General features: G+C 35.6%; 20 protein-coding genes. 3 read left to right on the top strand and 17 right to left on the bottom strand.

What is annotated here, in order from left to right:
- Nucleotides 1–381: 381 nt before the first annotated feature.
- From fabD to AC13DP_RS04215, 5 genes are all read right to left on the bottom strand, one after another.
- Nucleotides 382–1,263 carry an ACP S-malonyltransferase gene (fabD, locus tag AC13DP_RS04235; protein WP_013073071.1) on the bottom strand — a complete coding sequence of 294 codons (882 nt, stop codon included), beginning with the start codon at nucleotides 1,261–1,263 and terminating at the stop codon, nucleotides 382–384.
- 200 nt (nucleotides 1,264–1,463) lie between these two features.
- Entirely contained in the window at nucleotides 1,464–1,964 is a 501-nt protein-coding gene (locus tag AC13DP_RS04230; protein WP_013073070.1) for a pyridoxamine 5'-phosphate oxidase family protein, read from the bottom strand.
- A 95-nt stretch (nucleotides 1,965–2,059) separates the two neighbouring features.
- Nucleotides 2,060–2,923, bottom strand: a complete 864-nt coding sequence (locus AC13DP_RS04225; RefSeq protein ID WP_347406247.1) for a fructosamine kinase family protein — start codon at nucleotides 2,921–2,923, stop codon at nucleotides 2,060–2,062.
- Entirely contained in the window at nucleotides 2,910–3,401 is a 492-nt protein-coding gene (locus AC13DP_RS04220; protein WP_013073068.1) for a dihydrofolate reductase, read from the bottom strand. Before AC13DP_RS04220 ends, AC13DP_RS04225 begins: the two co-directional genes overlap by 14 nt.
- A 3-nt stretch (nucleotides 3,402–3,404) precedes the next feature.
- Nucleotides 3,405–3,884, bottom strand: a complete 480-nt coding sequence (locus AC13DP_RS04215) for a 2TM domain-containing protein (protein ID WP_013073067.1) — start codon at nucleotides 3,882–3,884, stop codon at nucleotides 3,405–3,407.
- A gap of 63 nt (nucleotides 3,885–3,947) precedes the next feature.
- Between AC13DP_RS04215 and AC13DP_RS04210 the strand changes: the two genes are divergently transcribed.
- Nucleotides 3,948–5,033 (top strand): aminotransferase class V-fold PLP-dependent enzyme, encoded by a 1,086-nt coding sequence (locus AC13DP_RS04210; RefSeq protein WP_013073066.1) that lies wholly within the window; start codon nucleotides 3,948–3,950, stop codon nucleotides 5,031–5,033.
- A 124-nt stretch (nucleotides 5,034–5,157) separates the two neighbouring features.
- Here AC13DP_RS04210 and AC13DP_RS04205 read toward each other — a convergent pair whose 3' ends face one another.
- The 7 genes from AC13DP_RS04205 to AC13DP_RS04175 all read right to left on the bottom strand — a co-directional run bounded on the left by AC13DP_RS04205 (nucleotide 5,158) and on the right by AC13DP_RS04175 (nucleotide 10,181).
- Nucleotides 5,158–5,439, bottom strand: coding sequence for a DUF427 domain-containing protein (locus AC13DP_RS04205; RefSeq protein WP_013073065.1), 282 nt, complete (start codon nucleotides 5,437–5,439; stop codon nucleotides 5,158–5,160).
- Between the two features lie 2 nt (nucleotides 5,440–5,441).
- Nucleotides 5,442–6,047 carry a hypothetical protein gene (locus AC13DP_RS04200; RefSeq protein WP_483067351.1) on the bottom strand — a complete coding sequence of 202 codons (606 nt, stop codon included), beginning with the start codon at nucleotides 6,045–6,047 and terminating at the stop codon, nucleotides 5,442–5,444.
- A gap of 23 nt (nucleotides 6,048–6,070) precedes the next feature.
- Nucleotides 6,071–7,048: an L-histidine N(alpha)-methyltransferase gene (locus AC13DP_RS04195; protein ID WP_013073063.1), complete on the bottom strand. Its 978-nt coding sequence runs from the start codon at nucleotides 7,046–7,048 to the stop codon at nucleotides 6,071–6,073.
- Between the two features lie 15 nt (nucleotides 7,049–7,063).
- Entirely contained in the window at nucleotides 7,064–8,227 is a 1,164-nt protein-coding gene (gene egtB / locus AC13DP_RS04190; protein ID WP_013073062.1) for an ergothioneine biosynthesis protein EgtB, read from the bottom strand.
- Nucleotides 8,228–8,500: 273 nt separating this feature from the next.
- Nucleotides 8,501–8,914, bottom strand: coding sequence for an energy transducer protein TonB (locus tag AC13DP_RS04185; protein WP_013073061.1), 414 nt, complete (start codon nucleotides 8,912–8,914; stop codon nucleotides 8,501–8,503).
- 34 nt (nucleotides 8,915–8,948) lie between these two features.
- Entirely contained in the window at nucleotides 8,949–9,326 is a 378-nt protein-coding gene (locus AC13DP_RS04180; protein WP_013073060.1) for an energy transducer TonB family protein, read from the bottom strand.
- 30 nt (nucleotides 9,327–9,356) lie between these two features.
- Nucleotides 9,357–10,181 (bottom strand): thymidylate synthase, encoded by an 825-nt coding sequence (locus AC13DP_RS04175; RefSeq protein WP_013073059.1) that lies wholly within the window; start codon nucleotides 10,179–10,181, stop codon nucleotides 9,357–9,359.
- Between the two features lie 156 nt (nucleotides 10,182–10,337).
- On the opposite strand from AC13DP_RS04175, the gene AC13DP_RS04170 reads away from it, so the two are divergent.
- Entirely contained in the window at nucleotides 10,338–11,960 is a 1,623-nt protein-coding gene (locus AC13DP_RS04170) for a hypothetical protein (RefSeq protein ID WP_148211764.1), read from the top strand.
- Between the two features lie 26 nt (nucleotides 11,961–11,986).
- Here the strand turns inward: AC13DP_RS04170 and AC13DP_RS04165 are convergent, their stop codons facing one another.
- The 5 genes from AC13DP_RS04165 to AC13DP_RS04145 form a co-directional block, all read right to left on the bottom strand.
- A complete protein-coding gene (locus tag AC13DP_RS04165; RefSeq protein WP_013073057.1) occupies nucleotides 11,987–12,415 on the bottom strand; it encodes a VOC family protein in 429 nt (142 codons plus the stop codon).
- Between the two features lie 11 nt (nucleotides 12,416–12,426).
- Nucleotides 12,427–14,124: a NupC/NupG family nucleoside CNT transporter gene (locus AC13DP_RS04160; RefSeq protein WP_041579049.1), complete on the bottom strand. Its 1,698-nt coding sequence runs from the start codon at nucleotides 14,122–14,124 to the stop codon at nucleotides 12,427–12,429.
- A gap of 22 nt (nucleotides 14,125–14,146) precedes the next feature.
- Nucleotides 14,147–14,770, bottom strand: a complete 624-nt coding sequence (locus tag AC13DP_RS04155) for a bifunctional nuclease family protein (protein WP_013073055.1) — start codon at nucleotides 14,768–14,770, stop codon at nucleotides 14,147–14,149.
- Nucleotides 14,771–14,853: 83 nt separating this feature from the next.
- Nucleotides 14,854–15,822 carry an electron transfer flavoprotein subunit alpha/FixB family protein gene (locus AC13DP_RS04150; protein WP_013073054.1) on the bottom strand — a complete coding sequence of 323 codons (969 nt, stop codon included), beginning with the start codon at nucleotides 15,820–15,822 and terminating at the stop codon, nucleotides 14,854–14,856.
- 60 nt (nucleotides 15,823–15,882) lie between these two features.
- Entirely contained in the window at nucleotides 15,883–16,629 is a 747-nt protein-coding gene (locus AC13DP_RS04145) for an electron transfer flavoprotein subunit beta/FixA family protein (RefSeq protein ID WP_013073053.1), read from the bottom strand.
- Nucleotides 16,630–16,940: 311 nt separating this feature from the next.
- Here AC13DP_RS04145 and AC13DP_RS04140 point away from each other — a divergent pair, with 311 nt between their 5' ends.
- The gene (locus tag AC13DP_RS04140; RefSeq protein ID WP_013073052.1) at nucleotides 16,941–17,918 is read left to right on the top strand and encodes a pyruvate dehydrogenase complex E1 component subunit beta; all 978 of its coding nucleotides are present in this window, start codon (nucleotides 16,941–16,943) and stop codon (nucleotides 17,916–17,918) included.
- Nucleotides 17,919–17,948 lie beyond the last annotated feature (30 nt).

Here is a 17,948-nt window from a genome sequence, read left to right as displayed (position 1 = left end):
TTAATTTTTGATAAATCATGTATTTAATTAAATTTAAAATGTTAATAAATATTTATTTGTTAAAATAATTGATTTCAAATTAACTTATTTAAAGTTTAGGAATAACTAAAATTGTGTATTACATGCAAAAAAATAGATAGGTTTGGTAAATTTTAGCCGTGAGAATGATAATTAAAGGGTACAACATTGCAAATTGATACACTAAATGTATTGTTTTAAGTCTTGGTCATTAGCATTGAGAAGAGGCGTGAAAAATTCATGAATTAAAAAACGCCTAATCCCAGGATTAGGCGTTTTTACTCGATTATCGAGATCGAATTTTTTAATAAATGCCTCATGTGCCATTATGAGGTAGTTTACTGAAATATTTTCTTTTAAAAATTAAATCGCAGCAGAGGCAGTTTCCATTTTACGATCTACTTTTTTTACTAATCCTTGTAGCACTTTTCCCGGGCCAACTTCCGTAAAACTTGTGGCGCCGTCTTTAATCATATTTTGTACAGATTGTGTCCACTTCACCGGAGCTGTTAATTGAAATACCAGATTTTTCTGGATTTCTGTAGGATCGGTTACTGCGTTAGTACTCACATTTTGATAGATAGGACAAGAAGGGTTTTTAAAAGTTGTAGCTTCAATAGCAGCAGCCAATTCTTTTCTTGCCGGTTCCATGAGTGGTGAATGAAAAGCACCCCCAACAGGAAGTAGTAAGGCGCGTTTAGCTCCTTTTTCCTTTAAGCTTTCACAGGCTTTTTCAACTGCAGAAATTTCACCAGAAATTACTAACTGCCCTGGGCAGTTATAATTTGCCGCAACTACTATTCCTTCTGTATCTGCGCATACAGCCTCTACTAACTCATCTTCTAAACCTAAAACCGCAGCCATGGTAGATGGAGTAATTTCACATGCTTTTTGCATCGCTAAAGCACGTTGCGAAACCAACTTTAGTGCATCTTCAAATTCTAAAGTATTATTAGCAACTAAGGCAGAGAATTCTCCTAGAGAATGTCCCGCTACCATATCTGGCTTAAAGTCTGCTCCCAATACTTTACTTAAAATAACACTATGCAAAAATATTGCAGGCTGGGTAACTTTAGTTTGTTTTAGATCTTCGGCAGATCCTTTAAACATGGTTTCGGTTATAGAGAAACCTAAAATTTCGTTAGCTCTTTCAAACAGTTCTTTTGCTTCAGCAGATTTCTCGTATAAATCTGCTCCCATTCCTGAAAATTGTGCTCCCTGTCCGGGAAAAACATATGCTTTCATTTTCTAATTTTTATCCCTTCGATCAGGGTTTAATAGCTGTTCCGGTCTTCATCAACCTATGATAGAAACGCGAAATTATAAATTAATGCGCCGTTTTTTTAAAATATAAAACGGTGAAATTTTAGCAAAAATAGTAAGAATAAAAAAGACCTCACAACAAAATACAGTTATGAGGTCCTTCATCAAATACACTTTGGTATTTATAATTCTAATTTTCCTTTTTCTCCGATATCTTTTTGATCCCCGGTAATGGCAGATACCCCCATTTTAAATAATGAAACATATTTATTTGATTTCGTATCCCAATAATAGGCTTCTTCTGGATTTACCTTGATTGCACTTAAATTTGGATCATCTGTACCTCTAAACCAGGTGTCATCTACTTTACTATATAGATCTTCCAAAATGTCTTTTTCGGTTACTATAGCTGCTTTTCCGAAAATGCTGATAAATTCGAAATCCTTAACATCACTATATAATAACTGGACATCGTTATCTTTTACAATATTGGTGTTATGGTCACTATTTAAGCCGCTTAAAAACCAAATGTTCCCTTCAGTATCAATTTTCTTCGTGGTCATTGGTATGGCATCTACTGGTTTACTACCAATATTGGTTACCATCATGCAGGTTTTAATATCGTCTACTAGAGATTTTAATTTCTTTCTGGCTTCGCTATATTCTAAATTTTCTGTACTCATAGTTTTTTAATTTATTATGAAGGTACAATTCAGTGTAGAGCTTTGCAGCTAATAAATTGCTAAAAACAAATGCAGTGCTGTTAAGAATTGTGAAATTAGGTAAAGCGGGCTACAATATTTTGACAGGAGCCTAAATATCCTTTTCCAAATAGATTAAGATGGACGAGTAAATAATAAAGTTGCCAGATAGGGACACGTTCTTCGAAATCATTTTCTACCGGAAACTCTTCAAAATATGTATTGAATAATTCTTCGGAAAATCCGCCGAAAAGCTTCATCATGGATAAGTCCATTTCCCGTGGCGCATAAGCTACGGCCGGATCAATAAGACAAGGGTGGCCGTTAGCATTCACCAGGTAATTACCATTCCATAAATCACCATGTATTAAAGCTGGTTTTTCCTGTGGGATGAGATGATATAATACTGAACAGAATTTTTTAGTATCTCCTAAACTATATCCGTTTTCAGTAGCTAATCTAAATTGAGGTTGAAGTCGCTCTTCAATATAAAAATCTACAATATTTTTATGTGCATTATTACGTTGCGGCAAGCTGCCAATATAGTTATCATCAGAAAAGCCAAAATTGGGCTGTGTATTTTTATGTAAATGAGCCATTTGTTTACCAAAAACCGTCCAAAAATCTGATGATTTAGATCCGGTCTCGCGATATTCCATTAAAAGACAGGAGTAGTCCCCTTTAGTATAGATATCTATTATTTTAGGAGCGTCGATCGCGTTAGTTGCTTTTAGGGCTTTCATTCCTGCCATTTCAGCTTCAAACATTCCTGGGAACCTTATAGCACTATTAACTTTTACTACTTTCTTTCCTTCCGAAGTGTTTAGTAAAAACACATCATTAATGTCGCCGCCGGATAATGGAGCGATATTATTGATTTTTAAGTTGCTTTTTTCTTCAATAATTTTAAAAAGTGGTTTGTAGCCTTTATTTACGCTCATAAGTAAGATAGCTAAAAGAGTATTTATGCTTTTCGTCTTTTTCGTGAAAAACCTCTTCAGTTAACTTCCATTCTTCTTCTGCGATATCAGGAAAAAAAGTATCGGCATCTTCAAAACTTTCATGAACACGGGTAAGTTCAATTTTATCGGTTCTTTCCAGTCCCATTTTATAGATCTCACCACCACCAATTATAAAAGGATTTTCATCTAAATCCTGCGCGATCTTTAGGGCTAAGGATAAACTTTTTACCACATACACCCCTTTCCCGGGATCGTAGTTTTCGTTTCGTGTAATTACAAAATGAGTTCGGTTTGGTAATAATCCATCAAAACTTTCAAAAGTTTTTCGCCCCATAATAATAGGATGGTGGCTGGTTAACTTTTTAAAACGTTTGAAGTCGTCTGGCAGGCGCCATAACAGGTCATTATCTTTTCCTAGCGCATTATTTTCGGCTGCAGCCGCGATCATGGTTACCATAAATTAGTGATTGTAGTTTTGGTCTGGTTTATTGTCTGGGGAAATAGGCTTGAACTTGTCGTTAGGGTCTTTATTTTCGGGAAAACTTTTTTTGCTTTCTTTAGTTGGTAACGGATGGTCTTTTTCTACCTGCTGCTGTAATTTGGCAATTTTCTCTTTTTGTTTGGCGACCAGTTTCTCAATTTGTTTGGCCTGCCATTCTTTACCCATAAAGGTGTTAACCAAAAGCACATTAAAGAAATGAATTAAAAAGATAAACCCCCAAATAAGGACGATCCAAACAAACCAGTCGTAGCCTAAAGGTTGATATTCTTCTTTAAAGCCAATAACCACGTTTAGAATAATAGCTAAAATCGAAGCGCCAAGAAATACGATAAAATGCTGAAATAGTCTTTTTTTCTGAAGTGTTCTTTTTCTGGCGTTTTCGTACAACTCCCGTTGTTCAGCATCCATTTTAGAAGTATTTTTCTTTTTAGAGAACATAAATAAAGGTACTTTAGTGCTTTTAACAAATTTACATTTTTAGAACTGAATTCTTTAAGGCTTATGAGTAATTTAAGAAAAGGCTTTCCCGTTTTAGAGCGATACACCTACCTAAACACTGCAGCTTCCGGTCTACTACACGAAAAAGTTTTAGAGTTCAGGCAGGAACATGATTTAGACTTTTTGATCTCCGGAAGTGTGCTGAAAGAAAATCAGGGTCGACTTTTAGCGAAAGTACGTGAAGAGGTTGGAGAATCTTTTAATTGCGAACCAAACAGGGTAGGATTGGTGCCTAACTTTTCGTATGGCTTTAATACGCTTTTAGAAGGTATTGAAAAGCCTAAAAAAGTATTGTTATTAAATAATGACTATCCATCGATCAATTGGCCGGTAGAATCCAGAGATTTTGAGATTTGTTATGCAGAAATCAATGAATTTTTAGAGGAAAACATTGTTGAGGTTTTAAAGAAAGAACAGCCTCAGTTCTTTGCTTTTAGTATCGTTCAATATATTAACGGAATTAAACTAAGTACCGCTTTTCTCACCCAGCTTAAAAAGGACTTTCCAGAAGTGATTTTTGTGGCCGATGGGACACAGTTTTTGGGAACAGAGGCTTTTGATTTTGATGCGAGTGGGATAGACGTCGTTATTTCAAGTACCTATAAATGGTTAAATGCCGGCTACGGAAATGGCTTTATGCTGTTCAACAAAGATATTGAAGGTAAAATATCTCCAAAGCATTTAGGTTTTGGATCGTTGCAGGGAAAATATAAAGCACAGGAAGGTAACTTTCTTGGAAAATTTGAGCCAGGGCATCAGGATACGCTAAACTATGGAAGTTTAGGTGAAGCTCTTAAATTGATAAAAGATATTGGAATTTCAACCATTGAAAGTCTGGTAAATGTTTTAAAAAGCCACGCCAAGCAGGTCTTTACCGAAATGAATTTGCTGGAAGAAGCTGTTGTAAAAAGAGGCGAGCATTCATCCATTTTTAATATTAAAGGCGACGATAAATTATATCAATATTTGCGGGAAAAAGACATTATTGTTTCACAACGTGGAGAAGGACTGCGTGTAAGTTTTCACTATTTTAATACAGAAGAAGAACTAGGGGTTTTGGTAAAGGCGCTGAAAGCTTATAAAAAATAGTTTATTTTTTGATAAAAAGAACATTACAAGTCTTTATTTTCAACTTGACTCAAAATCTCATAGTCTTTGTGATTATTATCGTTAAATAGGTAAGATTTTTTCACTTGCGTAAAAAAACTAATTTTCAAACTTTTATCTCGACACCATTTTTAAAGGCGACGTGATTTTGGATAGGTTTGGCAGCATGACTGGTTTTTGGATAATACCAGGCGGCATCTTCGTTTTTCTCACCATCAATTTCTATAGTGAAATAGGAAGCTAATCCCTTCCAGGGACAACGTGTTTGTTTTTTACTATTTTTAAAATATTCCTTTTTAATACTTTCCATGGGAAAATAATGATTGCTCTCTACCGTTTTGGTTTCAGTACTTTCCGCAATAACCGTATTTTTCCAGATCGCTTTCATAATTACTGATTTTCGATAAAAACCTGAGGTTTTTTATTTGGTTGCTGAATCAAAATTCCGAAGCGATTATCTTCAAGTTTTGCTAAAACTACTTTAGATTGTCCGTTAGTATATACAAACCCCGTCCAGGCACTGTTAAAAGCATTGTCTGAATGTTCAATACTCATTTTAGCGGAAAATGAATAGATATTTTTATCAAGTGCAATGCTATTCTCTTCAGTATTTAGAATAAAATCAGGATGTGTTGTTGTAGTCGTCCCAAACTCGATGTTTTTTAAAGTCTTTTTTATATCGTAAGCAAAACTTCCTTTTAGCTTAACAATTTTGAGATATTCATTTTGATTAAACGCGAGGTCACTTTTTATTTTGGTCTTTTCTGAAAGATATTTTATTACATTACCGTCTTCGATATCAACAAATGTGAGTTTTGTTTCAAAATTAGTATCTATAGCAGATTTTTCAATCGATTCTATCTCAGAAAAGCTGATTTTTCCCTGCGGGATAAACTCTTGTAAAGCTATATTTTCTGATGTTTCAGAATGATTCTGTACCGGGATAAACGCGAAACTTAAAAGAATTGCCGAAAAAAGGAATAGTAACTTTTTCATGGTATAGGGTGTTGATTGTAGCTTTAAAAAGTTTTCCTTCTAAAGATATAATTTTTATAACAGTTTTCCGAATCGCTAAATTCATCCGTAACAGCAAGCCCTGATTCTTTCGCCAGCCACTGTACAATATGATCATCATATTTCTGAGAAATTTCAGTATGAATAGTTTCCCAGGCATCAAAATGAATAGTTAAGCCCAGTTTGTCGATTTTAATCTGTTGTTGCTTGCTGCTTACCAGATAGCTACTAGCTGTCCCCGTTTCAGGATTGTAAGTTTCCCAGTGTTTAAAATCCTCAATATTAAAGTCGGCATCCAATTCATTATTCATCCGTACCAGAAGATTTTTATTGAAAGCTTCTGTGATTCCATGGGGATCATTATAAGCATCGAGGATCTGTTGGGGATTTTTTTTCTGATCAAACCCCATAAATAACATATCTTCTTCGCTCATGGCTTCGCAGATATTTTTTAAAAAATCGATGGCTTTTTCGTGTAAAAGGTTTCCAATATTAGATCCCAACACCATAATCACTTTTTTACGCGAATTATAGTCGGCCAATTTTTCCAAAGTTTTAAAGTAAGTACCTTGCTGGGTTCTGATCTTAACCCCAGGGATTTCAGTTTTTAGGGCTTCTTCCAGTTCGTCTAACACATGTTGGCTAATATCTACCGGTAAGTAATTAAAATCATAATGTTTAGCTACCAGATGTTTCAGTAGAACCTTGGTTTTCTTGCCGTCTCCTGCGCCGAGTTCAATTAAATCGAATCCGTTTTTACCATTAAAAGAATCGGCAATTGAAGCAGTATGCTGTTCTATAATGCCCAGTTCACAATTGGTTAAATAGTACTCTGGCATATTCATGATTTGCTGGAACAGCTTATCACCCTTTTTATCATAAATATATTTGGAAAGCAGATACTTTGGGAAGCTAGTTAGACCTTTGGCAACATCTTCTTCAAAAGCAGTATCGTATTTTGTGGTAGTAGGTGTGGATTTCATAATCTAGGTTGATGGTTATTTAGCAAGGCGAATTCCTGTGAATTGCCAACGTAATGGCGCATGGAAAAAATTGCGATAGGTGGGTCTTGTATGCTTTTTTGAAGTGGCAACAGAGCCTCCTCGAAGGACTTTTTGATTCACCATAAATTTACCATTGTATTCCCCTAAAGCTCCTGGGGCTTTTATATAGCCGGGGTAGGGAGTATAAGCACTTTCTGTCCATTCCCAACGTAATCCCCAGTTAAATTTGCTATTTGCAACTTCCCATTCCTGTTCGGTAGGTAAGCGTAAACCTTTCCATTGAGCAAAAGCAAAAGCTTCGTAATAACTAATGTGACTTAGCGGTGCATCGGGAATTAATTTTTGTAGTCCCTGTAGGGTAAACTGTTGCCATGCGTCATCGATTTTATGCCAATAAGATGGGGCTGAAATCTGATTGGAATTTATCCAATCCCAAGCTTCAGCATGCCATAGTAAAACATCATTGTATCCTCCGTCTTCGATAAATTCGATATATTCTTTATTAGTAACCAGTTTATTTGAAATTTGATAATCGGCTAAGTAAACTTTGTGTCTGCCAAGCTCATTGTCGTAGCAAAAATCGGTACTGTTATGCCCAATCTCATAATTTCCTTTATCTATAGTAATCCATTGCTGGGGAAAATCCTGAATTGGGTTTTCTTCAAACTGGTCATTATATTTAGGGAAAAGCGGATTATTGCCTAAAATATATTTAATATCGGTATAGAGAAGTTCCTGATGTTGCTTTTCATGATGGCAACCAATCTCGATCACCTCAAGAATTTTATTATTTAAATCTTCAGATTCAATAAAATCCTGTAATGCTTTAGAAACATAATTTCGGTATTTATACACCCAGGCAACGGTTGGGCGCGAAAGATTTCCTCGATCGGTACGAATTACTTTTTCACCTACACTTTCATAGTAACTATTAAAAACATAAGCAGAGTGATTATCAAAAAGCTGATATCCGCTTTTATAAGGTTTTAGAACAAATTCTTCGAAGAACCAGGTAGTGTGTCCCAAGTGCCACTTAGGCGGAGAAACATCTACGATAGGTTGAACCACGTAATCTTCAGTTTCCAAAAAAGAACAGATAAGTTCAGATTTTGCTCTGGTTTCATTGAAGAAATCTAATAATTCAGATTGTAAAAGCATAAAAAGAGGTCTGCGATTTGTGCGTATCTCTCAAATTTACAATTTTTTAGAAGTGATAAGTTTTCACCAGCGTTAATCCCAAGTTAAAAAAGGAATAGTGCTAGTAGCGAGTTGAAAAACGTTATTTTGAGCTATTAGATATTAGAATTTAGACCGCTTCCCTTTTAGAATTGAGAACTAAGAAATTAGAGCTTAGATTTTTTATTTCGTATTTGTTGAAAAAAATGAATCAGGGTTAAATAATTAATCTGTAGGTTAATTGTACTGCAAACTTTAAAGCTTAACCGGTATCGTATATTTTATTGAGATAGATTTTCCCGCTCTTTTACCGGGGGTCATTTTAGGTAATTCCTTAAGCATTTTTTCTAATGCTACTTTTATTTCGGGTTCTTTGGTTTCGATTTTATCGATTTGTGCCACTCCTTTTTCATCGATATGCATTTTGATAGTGGCTTTGCCACGAATAAAATCACCGTTTTCTTTACGAGGGTATTTATAAGTAGTTTTTACCAGTTCCAGGAATTTCTTACGAAAGCAGTCGTCCTGATCATTAGTAGGAGATTCACATCCAGGCCACACCGGAGCTATTTCTGAAACAGTAACCGTATTACCTTCAGTTTTTACATGCTCTTGTCCGCAACTTATAAAACTCACCAACAAGCAAATGGTAAATAGTAGATTTTTCATAAAAACTGAAGATAATATAGTTTGGTAATTTTTATTAGAATTTAAATGGAACAGTAAATTCGCGCGCATCAGGTTCTCCCTGAAGTGTACCAGGTTCCATTTTTGGCATTTTTTCGATCATTTCTTTAGCCGCTTCATTTACTAAAGGTTCGTCACCTTCAATATTTAAAACATTTACTTTACCCTCTTCATCAACTTCAAATTTGATGGTCACTTCACCGCGAACATATTCACCGGCGTCATTTTTTGGGTATTTGTAATTTTCTCTAACGTGTTTACTAAGTTTCTTGTTAAAACAGGTTTTTACATTTTTGCTATCCTCACATCCGGGCCAAACTGGTGAGGTTTGCTGTGCTGCCACGGTGGTGATACTTCCAATTACAAAACTTGCTATAAGCAATACGCTTTTCATAATACTAACAATTTTAAATTAAAAATTTGATTATACCGCAACCTTGCCTTTAATAGCCGGATGCGGATCATATCCCTCTAATTTAAAATCTTCAAACGAAAAATCAAAAATATTAGTGATTTCAGGATTCATCTTCATAATAGGTAAGGCTCTTGGTGTTCTGCTTAACTGAAGTTTTACCTGCTCCATATGATTGCTGTAAATATGTACATCACCAAAAGTGTGAATAAAATCTCCCGGTTCGTATCCACAAACCTGAGCCATCATCATCGTAAATAACGCATAAGAAGCAATATTAAACGGAACGCCTAAAAATACATCGGCGCTGCGCTGATAAAGTTGACAACTTAATTTTCCATCAGCTACATAAAATTGAAAAAAAGCGTGGCAGGGTGGAAGTGCTGCTTTACCATTGGCTACATTTTCTGAAAAAGAAACCGCAGTATCCGGCATTACGGAAGGATTCCAGGCTGAAACCAACATTCTTCGACTATTAGGATTGGTCTTTAAGGTTTCTATAATTTCTGAAATTTGATCGATTTCTTCACTATTCCAGTTTCTCCACTGGTGGCCATACACCGGTCCTAAATCGCCATGTTCATCAGCCCATTCATTCCAAATTCTAACGCCATTTTCCTGCAGATATTTAATGTTAGTGTCTCCTTTTAAAAACCAAAGTAGCTCGTAAATGATCGATTTTAAATGTACTTTTTTAGTGGTGACCATCGGGAATCCTTCACTTAAATTAAATCGCATCTGGTAGCCAAAAACACTTTTAGTACCCGTGCCGGTACGATCTCCTTTTTCTGCTCCATGATCTAAAATATACTGTAATAAGTCGTGATATTGCTTCATAATTCTGCTACCCTTTTTTCAAAAAATGAACTAACTAATAAGGCGCTAAAATAATGAATTTGGATTACAGTAATACTACTTTGCCCACGCATTTGTTATAGCAAAACTTTTAAACTAATTATTTAGTTGTATATTACGGAAATAAATTTATCAATCATGCTTCATTACAGATATTACTTCTTAGTCTTTATTTTCTTTCTCCTTTTAAGTTGTAGTCCTTATCATCATTTGGCTAAATATAATTACGTAAATAAGAGCAGGCTTATAAATACTAAAGCAAAAATTACTGTTCAATATTTTGGGGATACGCATTTCGGTTCTTTAGAACAAATTGATAAAACTTCACTTCGATCTTTATTGAAGAAATATCCTTTCCTGAGGATGAAAGATATTCTTGCTTTTTCGGAAACAACGATAGCACCGAGATATGCGGCATATTTATTTCTTAATGAGTATGTAAAAGATATTGATACTTTAGAATTTCCCATAAAAGACACTTTGGCGAAGTCGGTATTATTTCAAACTGCTAATAATCAAAAAAGGGCCTATCTCTTATTAATAAGGCAGGACAGCATAACTATGAAAAGTGTGATTAATGATGGAGAAGAAATTTTAAAAAGTATTCGATTTAAGATAGATAGTAGTAATGCTTTAACCTATTCCAGTGTTTTCGAAAACGTAAGGGACGATATTAATTATCTAAGAGCGAGTAAAAAACTAATAAATGCACCAGTTGAAGATAGCCTTGGGCAAGATTGGATGCAATACCAGTTTTTGACTACTATCAATTCATTTGTACAAAATAATATTATGTATGATAGCCTGATAAATGTATTTGAACAAAAAAGAATACGTAAGCAAAAAATAAATATAGCAAGTATTGATACCTCAAAGATTTATCATGATACCGCTGCCTTTGGTAAAATTTCACAAGAGTCGAAATCTACTAATGTGGTTATGGTGAATGAAAATCACTGGTATCCAAAACATCGAATATTTACAATTCAATTACTGAAGAAATTAAAAAAGAACGGGTTTAATTATCTGGCACTTGAAGCATTGAGTAGTTCTTTTCAGGCTTCAAAGATTACTGAAGAACGACCTTATCCTACATTAAGTGCTGGATATTATATACAGGAGCCCTATTTTGCACATCTTATAAGGATCGCAAAAGAATTGGGATATAAAATTATCGCTTATGAAAGTAGCGATATGGCGGTAGATAGAGAATTAGGGCAAGCCAAAAAACTTGCAGCGATAATAGAAAATGATCCAAAGGCTAAAATCCTGGTACACGCTGGGATTGATCATATTTTGGAAAAGCCAACCAAAAAAGGGAAGCGAATGGCTGTTTACCTCAAAGAAATCACTGGTATAAATCCTTTGACGATAAATCAGGTTGAAATTATTGATAAAACGACCAATGGTCTCACTTTAATACCATTTCATGAACTACCTCCAGGACAAGAAAAGACAAATGACTATTATGTAATAAATAATATACCCACCAATTTAAAAAATACTTATCCAGAAAAAGAGTTTAAAAACTATAAACTGAATTTAAGAAACTTCAATTTAGAGACTACTTTACTTGCTAAAATTTATAATAAAGAAGAATTCGATATTTATAAAAAGAATGCAGTGCCGGTTCTTAATTTAAAGACGAAAAATTCTGATGATCTAGAGATCGCACTACCAGTAAATGATTATGTCCTTATTGTTTTAGGTGAGCAAGGAGAAAAATCAAAAGGAGAAATAAGTCTTAAAGAAGAAATATAAAAAGTATTAGAGTTAGATCGAATTAATTATTCCTGAATGTTTTCATCATAACAAACAAATTCGATAATATTGTTTTCCGGGTCTTTGATAAAAACAGACTTCCATTTAATCCATGGGAAAACTTCAGTCGTAGATTCGAGATTAAGCTCTTCACATTTCAATAAAAAAATATCATAATCTTCTTTTGCAATTTCAAGAGCAAAGTGATGTAATGAAGAGTTTTTAGAATTTATGTCATTTAATTTTTCCTCGAAAGCTGTTGGATTTTCTTTGTGGAATAATGCTAGTGTCTGATGATGTCCGGCATTACCTTCTGCAATTTTGAAAAAGGTGAATTTTTCTGAGTTTCGAATAACTTCTAAACCAATAGTTTGATGATAAAATTCAGTCATGATTTTCATGTTATTTACTCTAATAACAATTTCACCAAGACTTTTTATCTTTCCCTTAATCATACTAAAAAGTTCTACCCAATAATCATTCCTGCGATGGTAGCTGATAGCAAAGAGGCCAGTGTTCCACCGATTACGGCTTTAATCCCGAATTCAGATAAGTTTTTACGTTGTCCCGGGGCTAGAGAACCAATTCCACCAAGCTGAATACCGATAGAAGCAAAATTTGCAAAACCGCATAACATATAGGTTGCCATAATAATCGACTTCTGGTACGTGAAGCTTAATCCTGAAGCGGCATTTTTAAGTTCTGCTAATTGTATATATCCCACAAATTCACTTGCAGCAAGTTTAATGCCTAGTAGTTGTCCCATTAACATCATATCCTCCTTGGCAACACCTATAAGCCACATCAGGGGAGCGAAAACCGTTCCCAGAACTGCTTCGATGGAAAATGTTTGATAAGGCGTATTTGCCGCCAGCACATCATTAAGATGAGTGATTTGCCCTACTTTGGCAAAGCCATAATTAATCATTGCGATTAAAGCCACAAAAACCAACAACATTGCACCTACATTGGCAGCAAGTTTTAAACCTTCAGTGGTTCCAATAGCAATAGCATCCAGTACGTTAGATCCTATTTTTTCAGAAGAAACTTCTACATCGGTATTAATTTTTTCCTGTTGTGGGTATAATATTTTAGAAATCACAATTGCTCCCGGAGCAGCCATTACCGAAGCAGCCAGTAGATGCTTGGCAAACTCTAATCTAGCCATGGGGTCGTCTCCCCCTAAAAATCCTATATATGCAGCTAAAACGCCACCAGCCACAGTAGCCATACCGCCAATCATTACCAGTAAAATTTCAGAACGTGTCATACGCTCTAAATAAGCTTTAATCATTAAAGGAGCTTCTGTTTGGCCTAAGAAAATGTTTCCGGCAACGTTTAAGCTTTCTGCCCCAGAGATCCCTAATAACTTCGTAAGTACCAGCGCAAACCCTCTAACAACCACCTGTATAATTCCGTAGTAAAAAAGAATAGAGGTTAATGCTGAAAAGAAAATGATTGTAGGCAATACCTGAAATAAAAAGATGTATCCAAAACTAGAGGTGTCCATAAGTCCGCCCAAAAGGAATTCACTTCCTGCTGCGGTAAATTCTAATATCTTCACAAAGATTTTTCCCACAAATTCGAAAGTTGATTTCACCCAATCGATTTTTAGAACACCGTAAGCCAGTAATAATTGCATTCCAAGACCTATCCCAACGGTTTTCCAGTTAATGGCTTTGCGGTTACTGCTAAATGCAAATGCAATAACAATAAGCGAAAACATCCCCAAAATTCCACGTAGAATTCCTGTGGTGGTAATTCCCTGATTTGGAATGATTTTTTTAGCAGTTTCAGCTGGGATTACTTCAGCTATTTTAGGTTGATAAGCTTTGAGGTTAATTGCATTTCTCCCGCTTTTAAGAATCATGGAAGAGTCTGATAATTTGGTGACCCGGTAGTTTTCCATGTCCTTTTTAGGTTTACCATAAAAGAAAACGAGAATATCATTTTGATACATATAGTCACCACGAGCTACTGTATCCTTTTCTTTAGAGAAACTAAACCTGCCTTTTTGTATGGTGAGTACGCTTCCTGGTTTAAAGATTTCGACAGCCAGGCTATCGACATTTTTTTCGATTTTCCAGCTTTTAGTTATGTTCTGAGCCTGCAATGTCGTTACACTCAATACCATAAAGAAAAGAAGGTATAATAATCTCTTCATATTTAATTTAAATAGGGGAGTATTAATGTCTTTTAGAGATTTCGTCTCTTAACCTTGCTGCTTTTTCATAATCTTCGTTTTGAACAGCCTGTGAGAGTAAGCGTTCTAATTCGCTTAAAGATAACTTCTTGTAATTATTATCTTCTTTTGAGATCTCTATATCGTCCGGGAGAAGTTCTTCAGAAATTATTTCTTCCTGATTTTCTTCTTTTTCGTTTTTCTGTTGTTCTTCGCCCTGGAGGTAAATTCCGGCTTTTTCCAGAATATTTTTATAAGTGAAAATAGGGGCTTCAAACCTTAAAGCCAAAGCAATGGCATCACTGGTACGAGCGTCTATTATCTCTTCTATTTTATCTCTTTCGCAGATAAGACTTGAGTAAAAAACACCATCTACAAGTTTATGGATAATTACCTGTTTCACAGTAATATCGAATCGGTCAGAAAAGTTTTTAAATAGATCGTGAGTAAGGGGTCTTGGAGGCCTGATTTCTTTTTCGAGTGCAATTGCTATCGACTGAGCCTCGAATGCACCAATTACGATGGGTAATTTTCTATCCCCACCAACTTCACTTAATATTAGAGCGTATGCTCCATTTTGGGTTTGACTATAAGATATTCCTTTGATATTCAGACGCACTAAACTCATATTCCATAAATTAAAAAAGGCTGTCTAAATAGAGCATTTTACTAAATTTAGACAGCCCTTTTAAGGGGTGCAAGTTATAAAATTTATGCATTTTTCGCCTTAAATTCCTTCAATTTTTCATTTAGCTTGGGAACAATTTCAAAAGCATCACCAACAACCCCATAATCTGCGGCTTTAAAGAAAGGCGCTTCTGGATCGTTATTAATCACGACTTTAGTTTTAGCAGCGTTAATTCCTGCTAAATGCTGAATAGCTCCTGAAATTCCTACCGCGATATAAAGATTTGAAGCTACTGGTTTTCCTGTTTGGCCCACGTGTTCGCTATGGGGTCTCCAGCCCATATCGCTTACTGGTTTAGAGCAAGCAGTAGCCGCACCAAGGATATCGGCCATTTCTTCGATCATGCCCCAGTTTTCCGGACCCTTGAGTCCGCGTCCACCAGAAACTACAATCTCTGCATCAGCAATAGTGACTTTGTTTTTAGCCTTATCTACTGCCGTTACGTTTACGGTAAAATCTTCTGCTGAAAGCTGTGGTTCAAAAGCTTCAACACTTGCAGACCCTTCACTTTCTTTTAATCCGAATGCATTTTTTGAAAGTCCTACAACTTTCACTTCGGTAGTGATTTCAGTGAAATTAAAAGCCTTATTAGTAAAAGCTGTTCTTTTTACCTGAAATGGAGAAGTGCTTTCTGGTAAGGCTACAACATTAGAAGCATAACCGGCTTCTAGATGAACAGCAACAAGAGGTGCGATATATTTTCCATTAGCGGATTGGTCTAAAACTACCACTTTCGAAGATTCTTTTTTAGCTGCCTGTTTAATGGCATCAGCATACGCTTCTGCATTAAAATCTTTTAATTTATCGTTACTAACGCTAAGTATCTTATCCACACCGTATGTACCAAGTTCGCTGGTATCTTCGGCATTAAAAGTAATAGCGGTAAGACTGGTGCCCATCGCATCTGCAATAGCCTTGGCGTAGGATGCTGCTTCCAGAGCACCTTTTTTAAATTTTCCGTCTTCTGACTCTGTATATACTAAAACTGACATTTTTTTAAATTTTTTAGATTAAAAACCTTGATTGAAAATCGATATTAACCGACTTAAAGTTTAGATCACCTTAGCTTCGTTATGTAGTAAATCAATTAATTGATCCAGGTTTTCAGGGTCTACTAATTTTACTTCACCTTTTGGTGCCGGTTTTTCAAATTTTACTGCTTTAGTAGCAACTTCAGCCCCGCTGGGTTCTACAACATTTAGTGGTTTTTTACGAGCCTGCATGATCCCTCTCATATTTGGGATCTTAAGATCGCTCTCTTCCACTAATCCTTTTTGTCCACCTATTACCAAAGGTAAACTGGCGGTTAAGGTTTCTTTACCGCCATCGATTTCCCGGATGGCAGTAGCTTTATCGCCTTCAATTTCTAGTCCAATACAGGTATTTATAAAATTAGCTTTAAGCATACCGGCCAATATTCCGGGAACCATTCCTCCATTATAGTCTATAGATTCTCTACCGCATATAATAAGATCATAGTTTCCTTCGCTGGCAACTTTGGCTAATTCCTTAGCTACCTGAAAACCGTCCGTAGGTGCCGTATTAATACGTATTGCAGTATCTGCGCCAATAGCGAGTGCTTTACGTAACGTAGGTTCGGTTTCTGCTCCCCCTACATTGATAATATCTACACTGGCGCCCTGCTTTTCTTTAAACCACATAGCACGCGTTAAACCAAACTCATCATTAGGATTTATAACAAATTGAACCCCGTTGGTGTCAAATTTACGATCGCCATCGGTAAAGTTAATTTTTGAGGTTGTATCAGGTACATGACTAATACACACTAATATTTTCATATTTAAAGTTCTTTTTCTATTAAACGATATAGCTACGAAGTTACATAAATAAATTATAAAATACTATGCATGCATAGTAAAAAAATCATAAAAAATGACTTGAGATTTAATTTAACCTCAAAATATTCTGGTTTTGTCACAGTTTTAATAATAAAATACTTGATTTTTTAATGATATGACCGTTGTGTTAAGGTGCGAAATCAGCAAGTTGTGCATCGTCGTAAATTTTTAATGGTTTATGTGGTAAAAACTTTATCGAATTACTATTTTTGTTGTCCTATAAGTTATAAAAATTAATATCAAGAACTATAATGAAGACAATTCAATTTAGGGAAGCCGTTCAACAGGCTATGAGCGAAGAAATGCGCAAAGATGAGTCCATTTATTTGATGGGTGAAGAAGTAGCCGAATATAACGGTGCATATAAAGCTTCTAAAGGAATGTTGGACGAGTTTGGACCAGAAAGGGTAATAGATACTCCAATCTCTGAGCTTGGATTCTCAGGAATCGGTATTGGTAGTGCTATGAATGGAAACCGTCCTATTATAGAGTTCATGACCTTTAACTTTTCCCTTGTTGGAATCGATCAAATTATAAACAACGCAGCCAAAATTCGCCAAATGAGTGGTGGACAATTTAACTGTCCTATCGTATTTAGAGGACCAACAGCTTCTGCTGGTCAGCTTGGTGCCACGCACTCACAGGCATTTGAAAGCTGGTATGCAAACTGTCCAGGTTTAAAAGTAATCGTACCGTCGAATCCTTACGATGCAAAAGGGCTATTAAAAGCTGCAATTAGAGATGACGATCCAGTGATCTTTATGGAAAGTGAGCAAATGTATGGTGATAAGGGTGAAGTCCCAGAAGAGGAATATGTAATCGAAATCGGTAAAGCCGATATTAAGCGTGAAGGTACAGACGTAACTATTGTTTCTTTTGGTAAAATCATCAAAGAAGCCTATAAAGCTGCGGATGAATTGGAAAAAGAAGGGATTTCTGCGGAAGTTATCGATCTTCGTACCATCCGTCCTATGGATCACGCAACGATTATAGAATCTGTTAAGAAAACCAATCGTTTGGTTATTCTTGAAGAAGCCTGGCCATTCGGAAATATTTCTACAGAAATTACTTACCAGGTACAAGAGCAAGCATTTGATTTTCTTGATGCGCCAATTATCAAAATAAATACGGCAGATACACCTGCACCTTATTCTCCTGTTCTTCTTAAAGAGTGGTTGCCTAATAGTGAAGATGTTGTTAAAGCTGTAAAAAAGGTGATGTACAAGTAAAAGAGATAACCTATATTTGACCCCTCTTCC

The organism is Zunongwangia sp. L-65 (assembly GCF_056859415.1).
This window is presented reverse-complemented; position numbering and strand designations above follow the sequence as displayed.